The 23,154-nt window shown below is 59.4% G+C and carries 25 protein-coding genes, 2 tRNA genes and 2 pseudogenes; 12 read left to right on the top strand and 17 right to left on the bottom strand.

Annotation, left to right across the window (positions count from 1 at the left end):
- Positions 1-9 precede the first annotated feature (9 nt).
- Together ACCD02_RS15940 and ACCD02_RS15935 are read right to left on the bottom strand one after the other, a co-directional pair.
- Entirely contained in the window at positions 10-429 is a 420-nt protein-coding gene (locus ACCD02_RS15940; RefSeq protein WP_259099428.1) for an organic hydroperoxide resistance protein, read from the bottom strand.
- Between the two features lie 374 nt (positions 430-803).
- Positions 804-1,277 (bottom strand): MarR family winged helix-turn-helix transcriptional regulator, encoded by a 474-nt coding sequence (locus ACCD02_RS15935; RefSeq protein ID WP_413303493.1) that lies wholly within the window; start codon positions 1,275-1,277, stop codon positions 804-806.
- Positions 1,278-1,490: 213 nt separating this feature from the next.
- Here ACCD02_RS15935 and ACCD02_RS15930 point away from each other — a divergent pair, with 213 nt between their 5' ends.
- Complete coding sequence (locus tag ACCD02_RS15930) at positions 1,491-2,237, top strand: sulfite exporter TauE/SafE family protein (RefSeq protein WP_413303491.1); 747 nt, start codon at positions 1,491-1,493, stop codon at positions 2,235-2,237.
- Between the two features lie 4 nt (positions 2,238-2,241).
- Here ACCD02_RS15930 and ACCD02_RS15925 read toward each other — a convergent pair whose 3' ends face one another.
- A complete protein-coding gene (locus ACCD02_RS15925; RefSeq protein WP_413303488.1) occupies positions 2,242-3,096 on the bottom strand; it encodes a LysR substrate-binding domain-containing protein in 855 nt (284 codons plus the stop codon).
- A 166-nt stretch (positions 3,097-3,262) separates the two neighbouring features.
- Here ACCD02_RS15925 and ACCD02_RS15920 point away from each other — a divergent pair, with 166 nt between their 5' ends.
- Together ACCD02_RS15920 and ACCD02_RS15915 are read left to right on the top strand one after the other, a co-directional pair.
- Positions 3,263-3,427: a DUF1127 domain-containing protein gene (locus tag ACCD02_RS15920; RefSeq protein ID WP_413303799.1), complete on the top strand. Its 165-nt coding sequence runs from the start codon at positions 3,263-3,265 to the stop codon at positions 3,425-3,427.
- Positions 3,428-3,475: 48 nt separating this feature from the next.
- The gene (locus ACCD02_RS15915) at positions 3,476-4,681 is read left to right on the top strand and encodes a winged helix-turn-helix domain-containing protein (RefSeq protein ID WP_413303485.1); all 1,206 of its coding nucleotides are present in this window, start codon (positions 3,476-3,478) and stop codon (positions 4,679-4,681) included.
- 57 nt (positions 4,682-4,738) lie between these two features.
- Here ACCD02_RS15915 and ACCD02_RS15910 read toward each other — a convergent pair whose 3' ends face one another.
- Entirely contained in the window at positions 4,739-6,085 is a 1,347-nt protein-coding gene (locus ACCD02_RS15910; protein ID WP_413303483.1) for a class II 3-deoxy-7-phosphoheptulonate synthase, read from the bottom strand.
- Between the two features lie 271 nt (positions 6,086-6,356).
- Between ACCD02_RS15910 and ACCD02_RS15905 the strand changes: the two genes are divergently transcribed.
- The gene (locus ACCD02_RS15905; RefSeq protein WP_413303480.1) at positions 6,357-7,112 is read left to right on the top strand and encodes a spermidine synthase; all 756 of its coding nucleotides are present in this window, start codon (positions 6,357-6,359) and stop codon (positions 7,110-7,112) included.
- On the opposite strand, the gene ACCD02_RS15900 is transcribed toward ACCD02_RS15905, so the two are convergent.
- Positions 7,109-7,900 (bottom strand): crotonase/enoyl-CoA hydratase family protein, encoded by a 792-nt coding sequence (locus ACCD02_RS15900; RefSeq protein WP_413303477.1) that lies wholly within the window; start codon positions 7,898-7,900, stop codon positions 7,109-7,111. The genes ACCD02_RS15905 and ACCD02_RS15900 overlap by 4 nt on opposite strands.
- Positions 7,901-8,281: 381 nt before the next feature.
- On the opposite strand from ACCD02_RS15900, the gene ACCD02_RS15895 reads away from it, so the two are divergent.
- Complete coding sequence (locus tag ACCD02_RS15895) at positions 8,282-9,994, top strand: DEAD/DEAH box helicase (RefSeq protein WP_259099443.1); 1,713 nt, start codon at positions 8,282-8,284, stop codon at positions 9,992-9,994.
- A 105-nt stretch (positions 9,995-10,099) separates the two neighbouring features.
- Here ACCD02_RS15895 and ACCD02_RS15890 read toward each other — a convergent pair whose 3' ends face one another.
- From ACCD02_RS15890 to ACCD02_RS15855, 8 genes and pseudogenes are all read right to left on the bottom strand, one after another.
- Positions 10,100-10,219: a pyocin S6 family toxin immunity protein gene (locus ACCD02_RS15890; protein WP_413303474.1), complete on the bottom strand. Its 120-nt coding sequence runs from the start codon at positions 10,217-10,219 to the stop codon at positions 10,100-10,102.
- 188 nt (positions 10,220-10,407) lie between these two features.
- On the bottom strand, positions 10,408-10,641 hold the full coding sequence (locus ACCD02_RS15885) for a hypothetical protein (protein WP_413303472.1): 234 nt from the start codon (positions 10,639-10,641) through the stop codon (positions 10,408-10,410).
- Positions 10,638-10,775, bottom strand: a pseudogene (locus tag ACCD02_RS15880) (colicin E3/pyocin S6 family cytotoxin); the annotation flags it as partial. The gene ACCD02_RS15885 and the pseudogene ACCD02_RS15880, both read right to left, overlap by 4 nt.
- A 43-nt stretch (positions 10,776-10,818) precedes the next feature.
- Entirely contained in the window at positions 10,819-11,046 is a 228-nt protein-coding gene (locus ACCD02_RS15875; protein ID WP_413303796.1) for a pyocin S6 family toxin immunity protein, read from the bottom strand.
- A 20-nt stretch (positions 11,047-11,066) separates the two neighbouring features.
- Positions 11,067-11,249, bottom strand: a pseudogene (locus tag ACCD02_RS15870) (colicin E3/pyocin S6 family cytotoxin); the annotation flags it as partial.
- A gap of 21 nt (positions 11,250-11,270) precedes the next feature.
- Positions 11,271-11,510 carry a pyocin S6 family toxin immunity protein gene (locus tag ACCD02_RS15865; RefSeq protein WP_413303470.1) on the bottom strand — a complete coding sequence of 80 codons (240 nt, stop codon included), beginning with the start codon at positions 11,508-11,510 and terminating at the stop codon, positions 11,271-11,273.
- 8 nt (positions 11,511-11,518) lie between these two features.
- Positions 11,519-12,652 (bottom strand): colicin E3/pyocin S6 family cytotoxin, encoded by a 1,134-nt coding sequence (locus tag ACCD02_RS15860; protein WP_413303467.1) that lies wholly within the window; start codon positions 12,650-12,652, stop codon positions 11,519-11,521.
- 124 nt (positions 12,653-12,776) lie between these two features.
- Entirely contained in the window at positions 12,777-13,544 is a 768-nt protein-coding gene (locus ACCD02_RS15855) for a DODA-type extradiol aromatic ring-opening family dioxygenase (RefSeq protein ID WP_413303464.1), read from the bottom strand.
- Between the two features lie 103 nt (positions 13,545-13,647).
- Between ACCD02_RS15855 and ACCD02_RS15850 the strand changes: the two genes are divergently transcribed.
- Positions 13,648-14,313 (top strand): thiopurine S-methyltransferase, encoded by a 666-nt coding sequence (locus tag ACCD02_RS15850; RefSeq protein WP_413303461.1) that lies wholly within the window; start codon positions 13,648-13,650, stop codon positions 14,311-14,313.
- 163 nt (positions 14,314-14,476) lie between these two features.
- On the opposite strand, the gene htpX is transcribed toward ACCD02_RS15850, so the two are convergent.
- Together htpX and ACCD02_RS15840 are read right to left on the bottom strand one after the other, a co-directional pair.
- Positions 14,477-15,364: a protease HtpX gene (htpX, locus tag ACCD02_RS15845; RefSeq protein ID WP_413303459.1), complete on the bottom strand. Its 888-nt coding sequence runs from the start codon at positions 15,362-15,364 to the stop codon at positions 14,477-14,479.
- Positions 15,365-15,601: 237 nt separating this feature from the next.
- On the bottom strand, positions 15,602-16,813 hold the full coding sequence (locus ACCD02_RS15840) for a pyridoxal phosphate-dependent aminotransferase (RefSeq protein WP_413303456.1): 1,212 nt from the start codon (positions 16,811-16,813) through the stop codon (positions 15,602-15,604).
- A gap of 192 nt (positions 16,814-17,005) precedes the next feature.
- Between ACCD02_RS15840 and msrB the strand changes: the two genes are divergently transcribed.
- Together msrB and ACCD02_RS15830 are read left to right on the top strand one after the other, a co-directional pair.
- Positions 17,006-17,401 (top strand): peptide-methionine (R)-S-oxide reductase MsrB, encoded by a 396-nt coding sequence (gene msrB, locus ACCD02_RS15835; RefSeq protein WP_413303454.1) that lies wholly within the window; start codon positions 17,006-17,008, stop codon positions 17,399-17,401.
- 114 nt (positions 17,402-17,515) lie between these two features.
- On the top strand, positions 17,516-17,998 hold the full coding sequence (locus ACCD02_RS15830; RefSeq protein ID WP_413303451.1) for a glutathione peroxidase: 483 nt from the start codon (positions 17,516-17,518) through the stop codon (positions 17,996-17,998).
- A 101-nt stretch (positions 17,999-18,099) separates the two neighbouring features.
- Here the strand turns inward: ACCD02_RS15830 and ACCD02_RS15825 are convergent, their stop codons facing one another.
- Positions 18,100-20,436 carry an ATP-binding protein gene (locus ACCD02_RS15825; protein ID WP_413303448.1) on the bottom strand — a complete coding sequence of 779 codons (2,337 nt, stop codon included), beginning with the start codon at positions 20,434-20,436 and terminating at the stop codon, positions 18,100-18,102.
- 85 nt (positions 20,437-20,521) lie between these two features.
- On the opposite strand from ACCD02_RS15825, the gene ACCD02_RS15820 reads away from it, so the two are divergent.
- Together ACCD02_RS15820 and ACCD02_RS15815 are read left to right on the top strand one after the other, a co-directional pair.
- The gene (locus tag ACCD02_RS15820; RefSeq protein WP_413303446.1) at positions 20,522-21,415 is read left to right on the top strand and encodes an ATP-binding protein; all 894 of its coding nucleotides are present in this window, start codon (positions 20,522-20,524) and stop codon (positions 21,413-21,415) included.
- Complete coding sequence (locus tag ACCD02_RS15815; protein WP_413303443.1) at positions 21,408-21,890, top strand: GAF domain-containing protein; 483 nt, start codon at positions 21,408-21,410, stop codon at positions 21,888-21,890. Before ACCD02_RS15820 ends, ACCD02_RS15815 begins: the two co-directional genes overlap by 8 nt.
- Positions 21,891-21,942: 52 nt before the next feature.
- Here ACCD02_RS15815 and ACCD02_RS15810 read toward each other — a convergent pair whose 3' ends face one another.
- Positions 21,943-22,701, bottom strand: coding sequence for a hypothetical protein (locus ACCD02_RS15810; RefSeq protein WP_413303440.1), 759 nt, complete (start codon positions 22,699-22,701; stop codon positions 21,943-21,945).
- A 297-nt stretch (positions 22,702-22,998) separates the two neighbouring features.
- On the opposite strand from ACCD02_RS15810, the gene ACCD02_RS15805 reads away from it, so the two are divergent.
- Together ACCD02_RS15805 and ACCD02_RS15800 are read left to right on the top strand one after the other, a co-directional pair.
- Positions 22,999-23,074, top strand: a tRNA-Glu gene (locus ACCD02_RS15805).
- A 4-nt stretch (positions 23,075-23,078) separates the two neighbouring features.
- A tRNA-Gly gene (locus ACCD02_RS15800) sits at positions 23,079-23,154 on the top strand.

Below are 23,154 nucleotides of genomic sequence, written 5' to 3'. Positions count from 1 at the left end.
CCGGTGGGTTTAGACAGTCACGTGCAGACGGACGTCAACGTTGCCGCGGGTGGCGTTGGAGTACGGGCAGACCTGGTGAGCAGCGTCGACCAGTTGCTGCGCGTCAGCCTGATCCAGCCCTGGCAGGTTGATGTTCAGGTCGATGTCCAGACCGAAACCGCCAGGGATCTGGCCGATGCCGACATGGGCAGTGATCGAAGCATCAGCCGGAATGCTGCGCTTGCTTTGGCCGGCCACGAACTTCAGGGCGCCGATGAAGCAGGCCGAGTAACCGGCAGCGAACAGTTGCTCAGGGTTGGTCGCTTCGCCACCGGCACCGCCCAGTTCTTTCGGGGTGGCCAGTTTGACGTCGAGAATCTTGTCGCTGGAAACAGCGCGGCCATCACGGCCACCGGTAGCAGTTGCAACAGCGGTATAGAGAGTGTTCATGGCGTTACCTCGCAGTATGTATTAAGTGTGTGTTGCGCTAAATATTTGTGTGCTAACTGGTGTGAAGCAAATGTATCGCGCAAATAGTTTGCGCGCAAGATAGTTTTTAAAAAAAGTTTTGCCCGAAGTTTTTTAATAGGAAAATGAGGAGGTTTCAGCGAGGTGAAAGCCTTGGCTTGCGCGGCCTTCAGAGAGGTTATGACCGTTCGTCGGGGGCGGCCAATGATATGGGGTTGCCACACCAACAGCTGGGTCGGGAGGGGATTTCTGTAGGAGCTGCCGAAGGCTGCGAGTGGATCGGCCTGATACACCGCTTTCGCAGCCTTCGGCAGCTCCTACAGGGTTTCATCCCGATCCAGAAGGTTGAGGACGGCTCAGAGCGAGTCCTGCAGATTGCTGCGCAGGCCAATCAACTCACCCTGAATGGCTTGCAGGCGTTCGATGGTCAGGCCGCTGGCGCCGAGGATGCAGTGGGGAATGCGTTTGGCTTTTTCATGCAGGGCGCGGCCTTGCTCAGTGAGATTCAGCAGCACCACCCGCTCGTCTTCCTTGCTGCGGGTACGGCTGATCAGGCCTTCGGCTTCCAGGCGCTTGAGCAGGGGCGTCAGGGAGCCCGGATCGGTCAACAGGCGTGCGCTGACATCTCCGACGGTCAGACCTTGTTCCTCCCACAGCACCAGCATGGCCAGGTACTGCGGGTAGGTCAGGTTCAGCTCCTGGAGCAGGGGCTTGTAGACCTTGGTCATCATCAGCGAAGTGGAGTAAAGGGCGAAGCACAGCTGATTATCGAGCATCAGGGCATCGCATTTTTCCAGCGCAGCGGCAGGGCCGTTGTCATCGGTGTTCATTTAAGTGGACCTCTTGGTCAACATTCGTTGCCGCTTAATTTAGTGCCGCGATCTTTAATGCGCCAGATAAATTCTACCAGCGGTGATACAGGTAACGTTCACGGTTGGTGAAGCCCCCCTTCACGATTCGTTGACTGATTGTGCCGCTCTGCGCATTTGCTCGTTCGCCGAGACTGCGTAGCATGCGCGGCATTGACGAAGTGGGGATGTGGCGTGATCGATATTGTTCTGGATTTTTTGCTGGGCGCTGCCATGGGCACTCTGGGCGGGTTGTTCGGGATTGGCGGCGGCCTGGTAGCCATTCCGGCCCTGGGCGTGTTGTTCGGCCTGGATCAGCAATTGGCCCAGGGCACTGCGTTGTTGATGGTGCTGCCCAATGTCTTGCTGGCCTTGTGGCGTTATGACCAGCGCAATCCCATCTCCCTGCGCAATGCGATGATGCTGATCGTGCCGAGCTTTATCGTGTCCTGGCTGACTTCACTGTGGGCGGTTGGCGTGAATGCCCAGAGCATGCGCATCGGCTTTATCGCCTTCCTGCTGGTGCTGACACTGTTCAATCTGTTGCAGATGTACTGGCGCAAGGGCGATTCAGGCCCGCAACTGCGCCATGGCAACTGGCTGTGGCTGTTGGGTGTGGGCTCCGGGGTGACGGCGGGTATGTTCGGCGTTGGTGGCGGGGTGATCGCTACGCCGATCCTCACCGGCATCTTTGGCTCGACCCAGGTGGCGGCTCAAGGGTTGGCCCTGGCCTTGGCGGCGCCAAGCACGACCATCACCATGACCACTTACGCGTTGCATGGCCACGTCGACTGGGCCTTGGGCATTCCCCTGGCATTGGGGGGGCTGGCCAGTATCAGTTGGGGGGTGAAGCTGGCTCATACCCTGCCTGAACGCACCCTGCGCGCGGCGTTCTGCGTGTTTCTGGTGGTCTGCGCGATCATGCTCGTCTTTAGAGTTTAAAGGCTCAGAGTTTAAAGCCCTCGGCGATGTACTCAGCCAGGCAATCGGTGATCGGCGAAGGGTTCTGTGGATTGCGCAACAGCACGATACTGGCCTGGGGCAGCTGCGGCAGGTTCTCGACTTCGCCGAGGATACGCAGGTCCGGCGTGATCAGGCTTTCCAGTTGCGCAGTGACAGCCAGTCCGGCGCTGACCACGGCCATGATCGCCGACAGGCTGGCACTGGTGTAGGCCACGCGATACTCGCGCTGCACCGTGTCCAGCGCATTGCACGCCCACTCCCGGCAGAAGCAATCGGTGTTGAACATGGCCAGGGGCATGGGCGTCTGCTCATGGGGGTAAAAGCCTGCGGCCTCGGCCCAGACAAAACGCTCCTGGCGCAGGATCTGACCAATCTCGGTGCCGGGTCGGCGGGTGATGATGGTCAGGTCCAGGTCCTTGCGCAGCAGCAATTGCGAGGACTGCTCGCAATGCACTTCCACCTGGATCAACGGATAGGCCCGGGCGAACTGAGAGAGGATGCCGGGCAAAAAGCGCATCACATAGTCGTCCGGCGAGCCGATCTTCACCGAGCCGACCATATGCGGGTCACGCAGGGTGTTGAACACTTCGCTGTGCAGCTTGAGGATGCGCCGCGCATAACCCAGCAGCACCTGGCCTTCAGCCGTGAGGTTGACGTTGCGCCCGTCACGCTGAAACAGCGGACGTTGCAATACATCCTCCTCGAGCCGCTTCATCTGCATGCTCACTGCCGACTGGGTGCGGTTGACCACTTCCCCGGCTCGTGTGAAACCGCCGTTTTCGGCGATGGCGACAAAGGTACGCAGCAGTTCGCTATCAATACTTGGATAAAGCGCCACTCATCAATCTCCCAGATGGGTCGCATAAGAAACATTCGTTGGATGAATCCTACGCCGAGCGCGAGACTTTAGTCATCCCCACTTGGAGGGCAAGATGATGAAAGGTCAAAAAGGTTATGTTCTGGTGGTCAAGACACTCCCCCGTGATTTCTGGGGCGAAAGAGTCATGAAGGCCGTGACGGGCAAACTGCGGCGCTGGTACGAATTGCACCAGCAGCGTCAGCAACTGGCAAGCATGAATGATTCGGCGCTCAAAGACCTCGGGCTGAGCCGGGCTGATATTCAGAACGAAAGCGAGCGGCCGTTCTGGGATGACCCGATGAGGCGCTGACACAGTCGCAGGCATCGGGTAGTTTGAGGCACTGAACAGGAGTACCCGATGCCTGAATCCATTTCCCTCAAGCAGGCCCGCCGCCTGGCCCTGGCGGCCCAGGGCTTCAATCGCAAGGCCATATCAGGGCCGGTCAAGGCCCGCCATGTCACGCAGCTGATCGAGCGCCTGGGCGTGGTGCAGATCGATTCGGTCAATGCATTGGTCCGATCCCATTACCTGCCGCTGTTTTCCCGCTTGGGCAATTACCCTCAGGACCTGCTCGACCAGGCGGCCTGGAGCCAGGGTCGCCAGCGAGCGCTGTTCGAATACTGGGGCCACGAAGCGTCGCTCCTGCCCATGGCGCTATACCCGCTGCTGCGCTGGCGCATGCGTCGGGCGGCTCAGGGCGAGGGCATTTATCAGCAGATGGCGAGGTTCGGCCGTGAGCAACAGCCAGTCATTGCCCGGGTTCTGCAATCGGTGCGTGAGCAGGGCGCATTGGGTGCGGGTAGCTTGAACACGCGACAGGAGCGCGCCGGGCCCTGGTGGGACTGGAGTGCGGAAAAGCATGCATTGGAATGGTTGTTCGCCGCCGGTGAAGTGACCGTCGCCGGGCGTCGCGGTTTCGAACGCCTGTACGACCTGCCAGAGCGCGTGTTACCCGCCTCGATCATGGACCATCCGCAAGTGCCCGAAGCCGAAGCGCAGCGGGGTTTGCTGCTGCATGCCGCCACGGCTTTGGGCGTCGGTACGGAAAAGGACTTGCGTGACTATTTTCGCCAGGACCCGTTGCCCAGTCGTATCGCCCTGGCCGAGCTGGTGGAGATGGGCGCCTTGCAGGTGGTCAATGTCGAAGGCTGGCGGCAACCGGCGTTCTGCCTGCCGCAGTACACGGTGCCGCGCAAAGTGGCCGCCAGTGCCTTGCTCTCGCCGTTTGACTCGCTGGTCTGGGAGCGGGCGCGCACCGAGCGGTTGTTCGACTTCCGCTATCGCCTGGAAATCTACACGCCCCAGCACAAGCGGGTTTACGGCTATTACGTGTTGCCGTTCCTGCATAACGAACGGATCGCCGCCAGGGTGGACCTGCGCGCCGAACGGGCAGCCGGACGCCTGGCCGTGCATGCGGTGCATGAGGAAGACAGCGGATTGGACGAGGAGGGTATGCAGGCACTGGCTAGGCAGTTGCGAGAGCTGGCGCAGTGGCTGGGCCTGGCCGAGATTCAGGTTAATTGCACGCGGGCCAGTGGAGCGCGCTTGTTGGGGCAGTTGTGAGTAGCGAGCTACGAGCTTCAAGCCAGGCGCTTTTTGCTCGCAGCTTCCAGCCCCCCCTTACCTCTTCACCTGTTTCAATGTTTCGGCAATCAAAAATGCCAGCTCCAGAGACTGATCGGCATTCATCCGTGGATCACAGTGGGTGTGATAGCGATCCGACAGGCCGTCTTCGGTGATCGGTCGGGCGCCGCCGATGCATTCGGTGACGTTCTGTCCGGTCATCTCGATATGGATACCGCCAGCATAAGTGCCTTCGGCCTGGTGTACCTGGAAGAACTGCTTCACTTCGCCGAGGATCTGCGCGAAATCACGGGTCTTGTAGCCGCTGCTGGCCTTGATGGTGTTGCCGTGCATCGGATCGGAGCTCCACAGCACCTTGCGGCCTTCGCGTTCCACGGCCCGGATCAATTGCGGCAAATGGTCGCCGACCTTGTTCGCACCCATGCGCGCGATCAGGTTGAGGCGGCCAGGGTCGTTGCTCGGGTTGAGGATATCGATCAGGCGAATCAGATCGTCGGTGTTCATGCTTGGGCCGACCTTGACCCCGATCGGGTTATTCACCCCGCGCAGGAACTCGACATGGGCGCCGTCCAGTTGACGGGTGCGGTCGCCGATCCACAGCATGTGCGCCGAGCAATCGTAGAAATCGTTGGTCAGGCTGTCGCGACGGACGAAGGCTTCTTCGTAGTTCAGCAGCAGGGCTTCGTGAGCGGTGAAGAAGCTGGTTTCGCGCAGTTGCGGCGAGGTGTCCAGGCCGCAGGCGCGCATGAAGGCCAGGGTTTCATCGATACGGTTGGCCAACTGGCTGTACTTGTCGGCCAGGGCCGAGTTGGCGATGAAATCCAGGTTCCATTGATGCACCTGATGCAGGTCGGCAAAACCACCCTGGGCGAAGGCGCGCAGCAGGTTCAGCGTTGCGGTGGACTGGTGGTAGGCCTGCAGCAGGCGATCCGGATCCGGCACACGACTCTTGGCATCGAAACCGATGCCGTTGACGATATCGCCACGGTAGGCGGGCAAGGTCACGCCTTCGATGGTTTCGTCATTGGCTGAACGCGGCTTGGCGAACTGCCCGGCCATGCGCCCGACCTTGACCACCGGGCAACCGGCGGCGAAGGTCATGACAATGGCCATTTGCAGCAGCACCTTGAAGGTGTCGCGAATCTTCGCGGCGGAAAACTCGACGAAACTCTCGGCGCAGTCGCCGCCCTGCAACAGGAAGGCGCGGCCCTGGGTGACCTCGGCGAACTGACGGCGCAACTCCCGGGCTTCACCGGCGAACACCAATGGCGGATAGCTGGCCAGGGTCTGCTCGACCTGCAGGACATGGGCGGCGTCGGGGTATTGCGGTTGCTGCTGGATAGGCAGGGCCCGCCAGCTGTCGGGGCTCCAGGATTGGCTCATTTTGCTGAACTCGAAGATCGGCTGAATCGGACCGGCATGTTAGCAGTTCGCGGCGCGACTGGCGCAGGCGCGCAGAACAGTGCAGGCTTGCCGGATTATGCGCTCGCTGCCTATGACGCTGCGGGGTGGCGGCGAATTTATTCGCGAAGAAGCCGGGGGCATCCGATGCATTTTCGTCATCGGTAATGGCGCTTTCGCGAATGAATTCGCTCCCACAGAAATCCATTTATTTCAGTTGCTTATGAGTTGTTTGATGAGGGATGAAGAGGCAATGACCGAGGAACGTGTAGAGCGGATCCTGGCCGAGGTGCATGACGCTTTCGGCATGATTCGCGTACTTGAAGTGGACGATTACCGGTTCCTCGAATTCGGCGATGCCATCGAACAAAGCTGCACTTTTACCGCCGATCCCAGTTGGCTGGAGTACGACTACACCCGGGCCATGCTGATCGGCGCACTGTGTCACGAGTTGCCGGACAGCGCGCTGTTCCTCGGCCTCGGTGCCGGGACCCTGACCCAGGCCTGTCTCAAGTTTCTGCCCCTGGAAGATGTCGAAGCCATCGAGCTGCGTCCCGACGTGCCGCGCCTGGCTATCGAATACATGGGCCTGGACGACGACCCGCGCCTGTATATCCGCATCGGCGACGCCCTTGAACTGTTGCCGACGGCGGAGTCGGCCGACCTGATCTTCGTCGACCTTTATACCGACGTCGGCCCTGGCGTCGGTCATCTGGCCTGGAATTTCCTGGAAAGCTGCCAGAAGCGCCTGAACCCCGGCGGCTGGCTGGTGATCAACCAGTGGGCCGCCGATGATGGCAAGCCCCTGGGCGCGGCGCTGCTGCGGGGCCTGTATCACCGGCACTACTGGGAGCTGCCGGTGAAAGAGGGCAACGTCATCCTGATCGTGCCCGCCGACCTGGAGCAGCATCTGGACTTTGACGCCCTGACCGGGCGCGCCGAAGCGTTGGCCCCACGCCTGGGTTATTCGCTGCTGCCGTTGATCAAGCAGATTCGCCCCGCCACTTAACGTCCGGTAAAGACCGCTGGCCTGCGTTGCTGCATGGCCAGCAAACCTTCCCGGGCGTCCTCACTGTTCATCACCTGGCTGACCAGACCGGGCAACTGCCGCGCCGCGCTGATTTCGCCTTCGAGTACGGCCTGTCGCGATGACTCGATGGTCGCGCGAATCGCCAGGGGCGCCTGTTCGGCGATACGCGCGGCCAGTTGCAGGGCGTAGGGCAGCAGGTCCTCGCTGGCCAGCACCTCCTGCACCAGGCCCATGCGACAGGCTTCGTGGGCGTCGAATTCATCACCTGTCAGCATCCAGCGCATGGCGTTGCCCCAGCCGGCGATCTGATGCAGGCGCAGGGTAGCGCCGCCAAAGGCGAAGATCCCCCTCTGTACTTCCAGCTGGGCAAAGCGGCTGTTACTGCTGCACAGGTTGATATCCGAGGCCAGCATCAGCTCGATGCCCAGGGTCAGGCAGTAGCCCTGGGCGGCAACAATCACCGGCTTGCTGACCCTGGGCCCGGCGCCGGTACCCCAAGGGTCGTAGCCGCCCTCGGGGACTTGCCAGCCATTGCTCAGGGCCGGGCCGGCTTCGGCCAGGTCCAGGCCGGCGGTAAAGTGCTCGCCATGGGCGAAGATCACTGCGACACGTGCCTGGTCATCGCGTTCGAACTCGCCATAGGCCAGGCTCAGTTGGTTCAACAGCTCAATATCGAAGGCATTGCGCTTGGCCACGCGGTCCAGCCCGATAAGCATGATGTGATCATGCCGTTCGCGGCTGACGCGGCCTGTTACGGAGGAGGTCATGTCGGAATCCCTGTGCGCAGATGTAGGACGGGAGTGCAACGCCTGACTGAAAAGATGAAACGTTTAAGCTGCATCACCAGTGCTACCGGGCCTTTTGCAAAATAGACACTGGCATGGATTTGCGCAAAGCCTGTTACACCTGTCTCTGTTGTTCATGAAACTTTAAAAAAAGGCTCACTTTTCTGCGCAATTCCGGTATAGTGCGCGCCGGCCTTAACAGGCCCTCGTCCAGGTATGCATTTCCCGAAGTCATCTTCGGCTGCTCGTTCGCTACGCGAACTATCCTAGGCGATCCATTCATCAAAACGTTTTCGCAAATCCCCGCCGACAAAGCAGCCAGGGTGACCCAAGGGTCTTACACGGCAGGCGCAGCTTTGTAGCATGGGTCTTTGCGGATGCACTAGAGGCAGACCCATGACCCAGGAACTCGGCGGCTTCGCCGCTCTCGAACTTCACCCGAACATTGTTGCCGCCGTCGTTGCGACCGGCTACGAAGAGCCTTCGGCCATTCAGCAGCAATCGATCCCGATTATCCTTGCCGGCCACGACATGATCGGCCAGGCGCAGACCGGTACCGGTAAAACCGCTGCCTTTGCCCTGCCTATCCTGCATCGCATTGACCCGAGCAAGCGCGAGCCTCAGGCCCTGATCCTGGCGCCGACCCGCGAACTGGCGCTGCAAGTAGCCACCGCCTTCGAAACCTACGCCAAGCAGATGCCGGGCGTTACCGTCGTGGCTGTCTACGGCGGCGCGCCGATGGGCCCGCAACTGAAAGCAATCCGCAACGGCGCGCAAATCGTCGTCGCGACTCCAGGCCGCCTGTGCGATCACCTGCGCCGTGACGAAAAAGTCCTGGCCACCGTGAACCACCTGGTTCTGGACGAAGCCGACGAGATGCTCAAGCTGGGCTTCATGGACGACCTGGAAGTCATCTTCAAGGCCATGCCGGAAACCCGTCAGACCGTTTTGTTCTCGGCGACCCTGCCGCAGTCGATCCGTGCCATCGCTGAACGCCACCTGCGTGATCCGAAGCACGTCAAGATCCAGACCAAGACCCAGACCGTTACCGCGATCGAACAGGCTCACCTGTTGGTTCACGCTGACCAGAAGACCTCGGCTGTACTGAGCCTGCTGGAAGTCGAAGATTTCGACGCCCTGATCATGTTCGTTCGCACCAAGCAAGCGACCCTGGACCTGGCAAGCGCCCTGGAAGCCCGTGGCTATAAAGCCGCTGCGCTGAACGGCGATATCGCCCAGAACCAGCGTGAGCGCGTGATCGACTCCCTCAAGGACGGTCGCCTGGATATCGTGGTCGCTACCGACGTTGCCGCTCGCGGCCTCGACGTTCCGCGTATCACCCACGTATTCAACGTGGACATGCCTTACGATCCAGAGTCCTACGTTCACCGTATCGGCCGTACCGGCCGTGCCGGTCGCGAAGGTCGCGCCCTGCTGCTGGTAACGCCGCGTGAGCGTCGCATGCTGCAAGTGATCGAGCGTGTAACCGGCCAGAAAGTTGCCGAAGTGCGTCTGCCCGACGCCCAGGCCGTTCTCGATGCCCGCATCAAGAAGCTGACCAACAGCCTCGCGCCGCTGGTTGCTGACGCTGAAGCCACTCACGGTGATCTGCTGGATCGCCTGACCGCTGACATCGGCTGCACTCCGCGCGCCCTGGCCGCTGCCCTGCTGCGCAAGGCCACCAACGGTCAGGCCCTGACCCTGGCAGCCATCGAGAAAGAACGTCCACTGGTGCCGAACAGCGCTCCACGTGAACGTACTGGCGAGCGCTCCGGTGATCGTCCTGAGCGCAGCAGCGCTGACCGCGAACGTCGCGCGCCGATGCCACTGGCTGAAGGCCGTGCCCGTTGCCGTACCGCGCTGGGCGCGCGTGACGGTATCGCCGCCAAGAACCTGCTGGGTGCAATCCTCAACGAAGGCGGCCTGGCCCGCGAAGCGATCGGCCGCATCCAGGTCCGTGACAGCTTCAGCCTGGTCGAGCTGCCGGAAGATGGCCTCGAGCGTCTGCTGACCAAGCTCAAGGACACTCGCGTTGCCGGTAAGCAGCTGAAACTGCGTCGTTATCGCGAAGACTGATCAGCACTTGAGCTGATGGTCTGAACAAAAAAATCCCCGACTGGTTCGGGGATTTTTTTGCGCGGGATTTGGTATTTCGATGCCAGCTACATCGCTACAGGGCATTCATGGGCGCACCCCTATGAATATTTCTAGCTCCGTCGGTAGCTGCTCTTTAATCACCGCACGAATCATCTGAATTTGTAGTAGCGTTAAAGGCAGATCACCAGCAGCTTCAGTTGCCATGCGTTTCTACCCTAATACGTCCATTACTGCTTGCTCAAGCTCGGGGGAGACGTCGAGCTAAAACTTGATTGAATCGTCTTCGTTATCGGCGTTCAGAAAACCTGTGAGTTCTAAGAACATGGTCTTCCCGCTGGTCGCTGTTCGTCCCGGTTCTTTGAGCAAATATCCCCGGCGACGAGAGAGCGTAATCAGGCAATGCTGCAGGTGAGCTGAAAAATATGCACCTTATCGTAAAAATTCCTGCCAGCTAATGCCTCTAGTGCGGCAGCCTGCTCGATGTTCAGGTCATAGCCTTTATCTCCTCGCTGAGGAGTTGACCAACCCATGATGCTGTTCAGTTGCGAATCGCAACCGTCAGGCAGATCAATTTCAAACGCCAAAAGCTCTGTTTCTTTATCGAAAACTTCAATGGTGTATTTCAAGGTTCAACCTCGCGTGTATTGTCCGCATCTTTGGTTCGCTCACCTGTTTCGGGGTCAAACTCCCCTAAATGCTTTCCGCGCTTGTTGTACATTTCAACGGCGGCGTGTTGGCTATCCCACTCAAAAATAATTCCATAGAGTCCCACTCCTTCCATCCGTGCATCAGCCGGATGGCATTCAGGCCACAACACCAATAAGTAGTTTTAAGTCAGCTGGTAGCGGTTGCTCGATGAGCGATGAAAGTTTTGCCACCTGCTCGCTCGTTAATATCCAGTCGCCCTCGGCCATCGCATTGAGGCTTCGGTGACCTAGGAACTGTATAATTTGCTCATTAAATACACTGTCAATCTGGAGTTCAAATTTAAGCGAGTCGTCTTCTGTACTGTCGAGCAGAAATCCAAATATATATAGATAAATAAATTCTCCTATTTCTCTATTTTTCGCACGAGCTTGGTTTGTTCACCTGTATCAGGATCAAATTCACCCAATTGCTTGCCTTGTTTATCGTACATTTCTACGGCGCCATGCTGGCTATCCCGCTCGTAAATGCGCCCCTTGCTATCTTTCCAGCGCCTACGGGAAACGCCCCCACCTTGAACCCTTAATTTGCAGTAAGTGGAGATTTCTTTCTAGGCTACAAGTCCAATAAGCAGTTTTAAATCAGTCGGGAGTGGCTGCCCAATTAATGATGACAACTGTGTCACCTGATCACTCGTGAGACGCCATTCACCCGCTGCCATTGCATTAAGGTTTCGGTGGCCGAGAAGCTGTGCAATGCGCTCGGCATATGATTGGTTCAACAGCAGTTCAAATTTAAGTGAATCATCTTCGCTGCTGTCCAGTAAAAATCCGCTGATGTGTACGTACATAAAACCTCCTATTTTTCTACTTTACGCCCAGGTTTTGCTGGCTTTGTTTGCTCACCGGTATTGGGGTCAAACTCACCTAGATGCTTGCCCCGTTTATCGTACATCTCTACCGCCCCGTGCTGGCTATCCCATTCGTAGATACGCCCTTTGCTATCTTTCCAGCGTTTGCGAAGTCCGCCCCCGCCTTGAATCTTCGTTTTGGCGTCAACCTGGACAGCATCTGGAAACGCTGCAAGCCCAATTGGAGGAAGATGATAACTATGATCTCCCCCAAAAGGCCGTGCAAACACCACATACATCGACTTCAGGCCCGTATCCGCCGGAAACACGACAATGCAGTCGTCGGTGGTGATGTCCTCGCCGGGCAGGCCTTCGATCTGGCTGTCGGTGTCGTCCGGGATCGGGTGTACCAGGATGGTGCCCAAGCGGGCGTCGCTGGCTTCGGGATAGATCAGGGGTGGCATTGATCCGAGGCGGCTATCGCGTGGAGTCCAAAGAATGGTGATGCCATTCAGCTTGGCTTCCATGGCGGTTTTGTCGGCATTCCAGGTAGCTTGCACTGTGCGCACCGAGTCATCGCCTGATGCTTTGGTGTGGATGCCATAGACCTGTAGCTCGCCCTCGGTATCGCGGCGGAACTGGAACCGCACCCGCGTGGGCGCGCGGCTCATCCTGCGAAGTTGATCGTCGGTGTGCAGCGTGCCGTCGCCCATTTTGGCCGGGAGCATCCCCAATATGAATACGCTGGCAGGCCCGCCCGCCCCGCGAACCATCCAGGTAAGGCGCTGTTGCATGATGCCGCCACCGGCCATACGGCCCAACCCCAGATCGGCACCGAGCGCAGCGGCTATCGCGGTAGAGGCGGAGGGGAGGAGCATGGCGCCAGCCACCATCACTGCGCCGAAGTTTGATGCAGGTTCTATGGTGGTCCCGGCGTCAGTCTTGCATCGGTTGTGAACCACGCAGGACTTGGCAAAAACCAGGTCTGTGCGTTCTTTGGGCGGCTGCCATGGGTCTTTCGGTACGTATACCGGTTCTGGTTCCTTGGGCTTGTTCCAGGCCGCCCATGAGGCACCACCGTTAGGAAGTTTTTTCTCATGCCAGGGACGCTCGAAAGGGTCCTTGGTTTTTTTCTCGTCCACGACAGGTCCCTGTGTCACGTGATGTCGGACCGGAGATGATGTTGCTCATCTCATATGAGGTCAAACGTGACGCAGTAACCTAAAGTTTCAGGTGCCGCTGGATGTGGAGGTATATCGATCCGGCTCAACCAAAGCGATAGATATCCATCCCCAGCGCACCCATGGTGAAGCCCTGGTGGGCAATGCTGAACTCACCCCCGGCACCGCGCGCAAAGTACAGCGGCAGCAAATGCTCGTCGCTCGGGTGATTGCGCACGGCATTGGGTGCCCGACGGCGGTAGTCGTGCAGGCTGGTTTCGTCGTTGGCGCCGAGCTTCTCGACGAACCAGTCACGGAACTCCCCGGCCCAGGGTTCGATGCTTTCAGGACCTGCCTGCCAGTCCAGCTCGCGCAGGTTATGGGTGATGCTGCCGGAACCGATCAGCAGCACGCCTTCTTCACGCAGACTGGCCAGGGCCTTGCCGACCAGGCTTTGCAGGGCCGGGCCCTGGCGGCTCGGCAGGGACACCTGAACAATCGGAATGTCGGCCTGTGGATACATCAGCGACAAGGGTACCCAGACGCCATGGTCAAAGGGCCGCTGGCTGTTCAGGCGCGCAGGCAGACCTGCCTTGGTCAGCAGTTCCACGACCTCGGTGGACAGTTCGGGCAGGCCGGGGGCAGGGTATTGCACGGCGAAGAGTTCCGGCGGGAAGCCGCCGAAGTCGTGCCAGGTCTCGGGGTGGGGGTTGGCGTTGACCAGCAGCTCCTGGCTTTCCCAGTGCGCCGAGACAATGACAATGGCCCGCGGGCGCGGCATTTCTGCGGCAAGACGCGCCAGTGCCGGGCCGCTTGCGCCGGGTTCCAGGGCAAGCATGGGTGAACCATGGGAAATAAACAGGCTGGGAAACATGAGGGGTATCCTGAGCGATAACATGACGCCATCTTCAGGCAGATCATTGATCTAAATCTAATATAAGTTTTAGCGGCTATTTATCGAATTATCGGGAGGTTTCATGGAGCCGGGGTTTTGGCATTCACGCTGGGCGACGGGCCAGATCGGTTTTCATCAGGCCGAGGTCAATCCGTATCTGCAACGGTTCTGGCCGATCCTGGAGATTGCTGCTGGCACGCGTGTGCTGGTGCCGCTCTGTGGCAAGAGCGTCGATATGACCTGGCTCGGTGAGCAGGGTCTGTACGTGGTCGGGGTCGAACTGGCCCAAGCGGCGGCCGAGGCGTATTTCACCGAGCGCGGTATCCAGCCACTGATCGAGGCTCGTGGCGAGTACAAAGTCTATCGCGATGATCGCTGTGAAATCTGGTGTGGTGACTTCTTCGGCCTGACGCCGGCAGATATCGGTGCCTGCACGGCGCTGTACGATCGGGCAGCGCTAATTGCCCTGCCCGAGGAGATGCGCGGACGCTATGCCGGGCAGCTTGCTCGGCTGCTCGGGGCAGATTGTCGCGGACTGTTGGTGACCCTGGACTATGTACAGGAAGAAATCGATGGTCCGCCATTTTCCGTTGATAGCGCCGAGGTACAGCGCCTGTTGGCCGAGGACTGGCAGGTGGAACTGATCGACTCAAAGGATGTATTGCAGGAAAACGCCAAGTTTGTGCAGCGTGGGGCGAGTCGGCTGGATGAGCAGGTGTATCGAATGACTCGAGCTGAGCGCGCGTAACTGTAGGAGCCGGCTTGCTGGCGATGGCGTCGTCACAGCCGGCATCTTCGGTGACTGACCTGACGCCATCGCCAGCAAGCCGGCTCCCACATATCATTCCCGGTTATACGATGCGGCAAACAAAAAAGGGCGACCGTAGTCGCCCTTTCGATTGGTTGAAGCCTCAACCGCGACGACGCAGCGCCTCGATTCGTTCTTCCAGCGGCGGATGGCTCATGAACAGGCCAGCCAGGCCATGCTTGAGGCCGCCATTGATGCCGAAAGCGGTCAGGCTGTCGGGCATCTGTACCGGTACGCCCTGTTCCGAGCGCAGGCGTTGCAGGGCGCCGATCATGGCGTTGGTGCCTGCCAGTCGTGCACCGGCTTCGTCGGCGCGGTATTCGCGTTTGCGCGAGAACCACATGACGATCGTGCTGGCCAGTACGCCCAGAACCAGTTCGGCGAAGATGGTCGCAATGTAGTACGCCATGCCCTGGCCGTTTTCGTTCTTGAAGATCACCTTGTCGACGAAATTGCCGATGATGCGGGCAAAGAACATGACGAAGGTGTTGACCACGCCCTGTACCAGCGCCAGGGTCACCATATCGCCGTTGGCGACGTGGCCGATCTCGTGGGCGAGCACCGCTTTCACTTCATCGGGCGAGAAACGTTCCAGCAGGCCCTGGCTGACCGCGACCAGCGCGTCGTTCTTGTTCCAGCCGGTAGCGAAGGCGTTGGCCTCATAGGCCGGAAAAATACCGACTTCCGGCATCTTGATCCCGGCTTCACGGGACAGTTGTTCAACGGTCTGCAACAGCCATTGTTCATGACGGGTGCGCGGTTGGGTGATGATCTGGGTGCCGGTGCTCATCTTCGCCATCCACTTGGAGATGAACAGCGAGAACAGCGAGCCTGCGAAACCAAAGACAGCGCAGAAAACCAGCAGCTGATTGAGGTTCAGATCAACCCCGTTTTTTGCCATGAACCCGTTGAAGCCGAACAGGCTCAAGGTGATGCTGGCAATCAGCACGACCGCCAGGTTAGTGGCCAAAAACAGCAAGATGCGCATCATGGTTGGGAAATTCTCCTGGTGACGGATATGTAACGCGATGGGGGGTATATAAGGTGATGCCCCCGGCTATTCAATAGAGGGACTATTTCAAACTGTGTCGCATGGGCAGGTTTTTTCAGAAGTCGTTATGCATCAACGCTTCCAGGCCTGAAGCCGTCGGGCACCGGAACATGAAAGGTTTTTCATTCGGTGCAGGGCTTTCCCCTGCCGCAGGAAGCGGCAGGGGAGGTCGCTATATTACTGGCGGTACGACTTGAGGAAGTTGCCGATGCGCCCAATGGCCTGTTCCAGGTCGTCCACGCGGGGCAGGGTCACGACGCGGAAGTGGTCGGGCCATGGCCAGTTGAACGCGGTGCCTTGTACGATCAGCAGCTTTTCCGAGAGCAGCAGGTCAAGGGCGAATTTTTCATCGTTGAAGATCGGACAGACCTTCGGATCGATTTTCGGGAAGGCATACAGCGCGCCCATGGGCTTGACGCAACTGACACCGGGGATATCGTTGAGCAGCTCCCAGGTGCGATTGCGCTGTTCAAGCAGGCGTCCTGGTGGCAGGACCAGGTCATTGATGCTCTGGTAGCCGCCCAGTGCGGTCTGAATGGCATGCTGGCTTGGTACGTTGGCGCACAGGCGCATGTTGGCCAGGATATCCAGGCCTTCGATATAGCTCTGGGCGTTGTGCTTGGGTCCGGAAATTGCCAGCCAGCCGGAGCGGAAACCGGCGACCCGATAGGACTTGGACAGGCCATTGAAGGTCAGGCAAAGGAGGTCCGGGGCCAGGGAGGCGGTGCTGATATGAACGGCTTCGTCGTAGAGGATCTTGTCGTAGATCTCGTCGGAGAACACCACCAGGTTGTGCTGGCGGGCCAGTTCGAGCATGCCCAGCAGCACTTCCCTGGAGTACACCGCACCGGTCGGGTTGTTCGGGTTGATGATGACCATGGCCTTGGTGTTCGGCGTGATCTTGGCCTTGATGTCGGCCAGATCCGGCCACCAGTTGGCCTGTTCGTCGCACAGATAGTGCACCGGATTACCGCCAGCCAGCGCGACCGCAGCTGTCCACAATGGGTAGTCGGGGGCCGGGATCAGGACTTCGTCACCGTTGTTGAGCAAGGCCTGCATCGACATCACGATCAGCTCGGAGACACCATTGCCCAGATAGATGTCTTCGACGCCGACACCTTCGACCTGCTTCTGCTGGTAGTACTGCATCACCGCCTTGCGCGCACTGAACAGCCCCTTGGAGTCGCTGTAGCCCTGCGCGGTCGGCAGGTTGCGGATCACGTCCTGCAGGATTTCTTCCGGCGCTTCGAAACCAAAGGGCGCCGGATTGCCGATATTCAGCTTGAGGATGCGATGGCCTTCCTCTTCCAGGCGTTTGGCGTGCTTGAGCACTGGCCCGCGAATGTCATAGCAGACGTTGGCGAGCTTGTTCGATTTGCTGACCTGCATGGTGATTGATCCTGAAAATGGACGGGCCGCGATTGACTGAAAATGCAGCTCGTCGAACTTGACGCCTTGAAAATGGGTTTGTGTGCCGCAAATGTGGGTGACAGACTGGCGTCGAACGAGGCGCAATCATACGTGCCACCCGATCTGTGGAGAAGATACAGATCGGGCTTTTTCGGATTCGGAGGTGTACCTGTGGAAAAGCTGGACAAGACCCTGGAAGAATGGCGCGCCATGCTCGATCCCGAGCAGTACAACGTCTGTCGCCTCAAAGGCACCGAACGCCCGTTCTCCGGCAAGTACAACAGCACCAAGACCGCTGGCGTCTATCATTGCGTGTGTTGCAACGAGGCGCTGTTCGACTCCTCTACCAAATTCGACTCCGGTTGCGGCTGGCCGAGTTTCTACGCGCCGCTGGAAGGCAGTGCGGTGGTCGAGGTGCGGGATATCAGTCACGGCATGATCCGTACCGAAGTGGTCTGCGCCAAATGCGACGCCCACCTGGGCCACGTTTTCCCCGATGGTCCGCCGCCGACCGGCCTGCGTTACTGCATCAACTCGGTCTGTCTGGATCTGGTACCCAGAGACTGATCTCTGTCTGCGTCGGCGCTTATCGGGTTACATCAGTTTCAAGAATTGGAGTGCGCGCGATTAAATTGCGCGCTAACTTCATCGGCTACATCTATGTATGCGCGAGGCGCCGCCATGACTGACAACCTGCTGAGCATTCCCTGCACCACCATCAAGGGTGAGCAAAAGACCCTGGCGGACTACGCCGGCAAGGCCGTGCTGGTGGTCAATACCGCCAGCAAGTGCGGTTTCACCCCGCAATACAAGGGCCTGGAGCAATTGTGGCAGGACTACAAGGACAAGGGCCTGGTGGTGTTGGGCTTCCCCTGCAACCAGTTCGGCAAGCAGGAGCCGGGCAATGAAGGGGCGATTTCCGAGTTCTGCGAACTGAATTTCGGTGTCAGCTTCCCGCTGTTCAAGAAGATCGATGTCAATGGCAGTGATGCCCATCCGCTGTTCGTCCAGTTGAAAAAACGTGCTCCTGGCGTGCTGGGCTCTGAACGCATCAAGTGGAACTTCACCAAGTTCCTCATTGGCAAGGACGGCAAGCTGGTCAAGCGTTTTGCGCCGCTGACCAAGCCAGAGGATTTGACCAAAGAGATTGAGGCGTTGCTCTGATTGGGTGGGACCGGCCTTAGCCGGGAAAGCGATACTTCAGACGCCTGATATGTATTGGCTGTACTGATGCTTTCCCGGCTAAAGCCGGTCCCACAAGAGACCTATGTCTGCGTCACCGGTATCCACTGATCCAGCAGGTTGATCAACTCCCCCTTCCTGAACGGCTTGGCCAGGTAATCGCTCATGCCCGACGCACGGCAGCGTTCGCGCTCTTCGGGCATGGCGTTGGCAGTCAGGGCGATGATCGGCAGGTCGGGCCAGCGGCCGCTGCGGCGAATCTGGCGAGTGGCTTCGTAACCATCCATCACCGGCATATTGCAGTCCATCAGCACCAGATCGAAGGCGCTCCTTTCCAGGCATTCCAGGGCTTCGACGCCATGACTGGCCACAGTCACGTCGCACCCCAACTTGCTCAGCATGCCCTTGGCCACCAGTTGGTTGACCGGGTTGTCTTCCACCAACAGGATATTGGAGCGACGCAGCGGGGTGAAGGCTTCCGGCGGCACCTCGATGGCGCTGGGCTCTACTTCATGCAGGACCCGGCTCAGGGTCTGATACAAGGTATGGCGCGCCAGTGGGCGCGCCTGCTGCTGTAGCGGGGCCAAAGTGCTGAGCTGATCGCCGGGCATGAAGTTGCCATAGGCGGTGACCAGCAGGATCGGCACGCTGGTGCCTGGGCGCATGCCGAGCAGGCATTCGGGGCAGTCAGTGATCAACAGGTCGGGCAGACCATCCAATTGCAGGCCGGGAGTGTGCTCGTCGCGGCCCCAACGCTTGAACTCTATGCCCCAGGCGGGCAGCAGGGTGCCCAGCAGCTCCGACAGGCCACTGTTCGCGGCACTGACCACCACCACCCGTCCACGCAGCAACGGCATCGCGCAGGCGGGTTGGTGAATGGGCAGCGGCAGCTCGGCGCAGAAGCGGCTGCCCAGGCCCGCCTGGGACTGGATGCTCAGGTAGCCATTCATCGCTTCGCACAGGTTGTGGGTCAGCGCCAGACCCAGTCCGGTGCCGCCGAACTGACGGGTAATGGCGGCTTCGGCCTGGGTAAAAGGCTGGAAAATCCGTGCCTGGGCGTCCTGAGCGATACCGATACCTGTGTCGCAGACTTCGATGCGCACCCGATCAGCCTGGGTGTCATGTTCAAGGCGCACATCGACCCGTCCGCTGCGGGTGAACTTGAGGGCATTGGACAGCAGGTTGCTGACAATCTGCCGGACCCGGGTCGGGTCACCCAGAACCATCGCCGGGAAGTCCGGGGCAATGATGCAAGTCAGTTCGACGCTGGGGGCGGCGTTCTGCGACAGCAGGCTGGCAGTGTCTTCGATCAGCGTGCCGAGGTCGAAAGGAATGCGCTCCATCTCCAGCTGCCCGGCATTGAACTTGGACAGGTCGAGAATATCGTTGAGCAGTTCCACCAGGACCTTGCCCGAGTCGTGGGCGATCGACAGTTGCTGGCGTTGTTCTGCATTCAGTGGCCCGTCCATGGACAGGGCAAGCATACCCAGCAGACCGTTGAGCGGTGTGCGGATCTCGTGGCTCATATTGGCCAGAAACGCCGAGCGCGCATGGGCCATGTCAAGGGCGGTGCTGCGGGCGATCTGCAATTCTTCGTTGGACTGGCTCAGGCGCAGGTTACTGGCTTTGAGTTCAGTGGTGCGGGCGGAAACGATGTCCTCCAGTTCATTCAGGTGATGGGTCAGGCGGTCTTCGGCTTCGCGGCGGCGGATAAACTCGGTGGTGACATTCTCGAACTGTTTGTTGGCCACTCGCACCAGGACGCCGATCTCGTCGTTCTCGTGACAGGGCGGGCAGGGCAGGGGCGGTTGGCTGGCGTCCCGCGGGTCGCGTTTGCTCAGGGCGCGGATCACCTCCACCAGCGGCCGGGTCAGGTTGACGTAGAAAATGATCAACAGAATGCCGGCCAGGGCCAGGCTGCGCACAAAACCGTTGATCAGCGTGATCTGGGCGCGCTTGAGGAAACGACTGCCGAATGTGTAGGTGTCGACGTTCAGGCGCAGGCTGCCGATGAATTCGGTGGGCATGTGGTCCAGGTGCAGGATGTCTTCGAACTGGCGGCTCTCACCGAACAGGAAGTCGCTGACCACGCGGTAACGGCTCTGGGCGAAGGGCCGCTCGACACTGGACAGCACCACATTGTTGTTGTCGCTCAAGCGCGCACCGACCACAGCCGGGGATTGCAGCAGCCCCAGGGTCAACTCCTGGGCCAGTTCGGCGTCGATGTTGTAGGCGATACGCGAGGCGGTGTTGTGACTGATTTGCAGCAAGGCGCGAATTTCACGATCGATGGAGGCGTCTTCGCTGGCATAATCGAGGGCAATCTGCACCAGGCTGAGCAAGGTCCCGAGAACGAAGCCGACCAGCACTGTGGTGCGCGCCTGCTTGTACGACAGTCGGTTGGTGAATGCGATATCCATGATGCACTGCCACTTCCGGAGTCCATTGCGGGGCAAGCATAGCTGATGGGCCCGGCCTTTAATAAGTTAAATCCAAGGAGACATAGTGGACTCTCGATTGAATGCTTTTCTGGAGCGAGCCGAATCTGTTCTGGCGCGCCTTGAGCCATTGTTGCCTGCTCAGCGTGAGGCTATCGACTGGGGCGATACCCTGGCCGCCCGTTGGGTTCGCGAGGGCCGTACCGGCTACCTGATGCCGCTGGAGGTCAGCCTGGACATGCGCTTGTCGGATTTGATCGGGGTTGACCGCCAATGCGAACAATTGGGCCGCAACACGCGCCAGTTCCTCGACGGTATGCCCGCCAACCATGCGCTGTTGTGGGGCTCGCGCGGCACCGGCAAATCCTCGCTGATTCGCGCGCTGCTGGCCGAACATGCCGCTGACGGCCTGCGCCTGATCGAAATCGAACGTGACCATCTGGGCGACCTGCCGCGAGTGGTCGAGGCCTTGCAGAAGCTGCCGCAGCGTTTCGTGCTGTTCTGCGACGACCTGTCCTTCGAGTCGGGCGAGGGCGATTACCGCGTGCTCAAAAGCGTTCTCGATGGTTCGCTGGAACAGGCGCCGGACAACGTCCTGCTGTACGCCACGTCCAACCGTCGTCACCTGGTGCCGGAAAAGGAAAGCGACAACGAGAACTGGAAACACGTCGACGGCGAGCTGCATCCAAGCGAGGCCGTCGAGGACAAGATTGCCCTGTCGGACCGCTTCGGCCTGTGGCTGTCGTTCTACCCTTTCACCCAGGAGCACTTCCTCGACGTGGTCGAGCACTGGATCGGGCAACTGGCCGAGAAGGCCGGCCTGAGCTGGCAGCGCGACGAAGAGCTGGACATCCTGGCCGTGCGTTGGGCCACCGGACGTGGCAATCGCAACGGCCGCTGTGCCTATCAATTCGCCCGCTACTGGGTCGGCCTGAAACTGTTGGAGCAACCTCATGATTGATCTGCAAACCAGTGGCAAGGGCCTGGACGGCTATGGCCTGCTGACCGCGCAACTGGAGTCGCTGCTGGCCGATGAGCGCGATTTCATCGCCAACGCCGCACAGTTTTCGGCCTTCCTGTATAGCCAGATGGACGACCTGAATTGGGCTGGTTTCTACTTCAATCGTAATGAAGAGCTGGTGCTGGGGCCGTTCCAGGGGCAGATCGCCTGCGTGCGCATCGCCATCGGCCGTGGCGTCTGCGGTACCGCTGCCGAGACACGGCAGACCCAACGGGTCGAGGACGTCCACGCCTTTGCCGGGCACATTGCCTGCGACAGCGCGTCGAACAGTGAGCTGGTGGTGCCGTTGATCAAGGATGGGCGACTGTTGGGCGTGCTGGATCTGGATAGCCCGAGCATCGGGCGGTTCAGCGAAGAGGATCAGGCGGGAGTCGAGAAGCTGGTAGAGATCTTTCTGCGTCTGACCGACTGCTGAGTCGGTCATCTGCCGCCGCGCACAACCGGGTAGTCGTGCGCGGCGTGGCCCATCAGTCGTAGATCACCTTTTTCTTCCATTCCGATTCGACTTCGTCCGCCTTCAGACCTTCGGTCAGGGCGTTTTCGTCGTCCTCGGTCGGCGCGATATTGGTCAGGACCATGGAGTTGGCGCGAGCCAATTGTTTTTCCATGGCGATCAGCGCCTGCTGATAAGTGACCGGGTCCGGTTGGTTACGCAGGTATTGCACACCGCGCTCAAAGGCCAGGCGCGCCTGGCCTGGCTGATCGTTGTTCAGTGCCGCCTGGCCCAGGTTATTGAAGAACTCAATGTGCAGCATGACCAGGATATTGCGGATTTCGCGAATCCAGTGCTTGGCTTCGTTGGTCATCAGGAAGCCGTCGTGGGCCGCGCGAGTGACCTGGCCATGCAGTGCTTCGAGCAGGAAACGCACGTCCTTGGCCTTGGCTTCGGTGAGGATCGGGCTCGGCGGGTTATTGACCGGAATGCCTTCGCCCTTGGCCACCAGCTCGGACAACTCGGCAGCCCGGGACTTGAGCTGGTCATTGTGCTTGTCCAGGTTCTGCATGCGCTGTATGACGTTGAGTTCCAGGCGCGTCATCAGCAGCTTGAGTGCTGGCGTCACCAACTGACCGGGGAAGGTCTCCGAAATTTCGCCGCAACGACGCAGGCGGTCGGTGAGTTCCAGTTTGGTGCGTGCCTTCTCGACCTTGTTGTTTTCAGCGACATGGTTCAAGTAGCCGATCGCGATCAGGAGTGCGATGCCAGCTACTACCATCAGTGTGATCATGAGTGGTGTCACCGCGCTAACCTCTTCTTTAATTCAAGTGTATTGCGCGAGTGTAGTGGCTAAGCACTATTGCGCATAGATGTACCTGTCGGAGTTCGCAACTAATTGACGTCATGGCGGTGACGCTTATCGGAATCCTTCATCTATATGCCTGAAAATGCCGGAAGGCGTGAAGTCATTGATTTAAATAAATTTTCAGATGGGGGTTGACGACCCCCCGATCCATCCATAGAATGCGCGCCACTTACAGCGTAAAGCACACAGCGAAGCGCGGTAAGTAGTGAATGTTGTACGTGTGTCCCCTTCGTCTAGTGGCCTAGGACACCGCCCTTTCACGGCGGTAACAGGGGTTCGAGTCCCCTAGGGGACGCCACATTGCGGGAATAGCTCAGTTGGTAGAGCACGACCTTGCCAAGGTCGGGGTCGCGAGTTCGAGTCTCGTTTCCCGCTCCA

Source organism: Pseudomonas sp. Pseusp88 (assembly GCF_047303955.1).
GTDB lineage: Bacteria > Pseudomonadota > Gammaproteobacteria > Pseudomonadales > Pseudomonadaceae > Aquipseudomonas.
The sequence above is the reverse complement of the archived record's forward strand: the minus strand, read 5'-3'. Positions and strand labels throughout refer to the sequence as shown.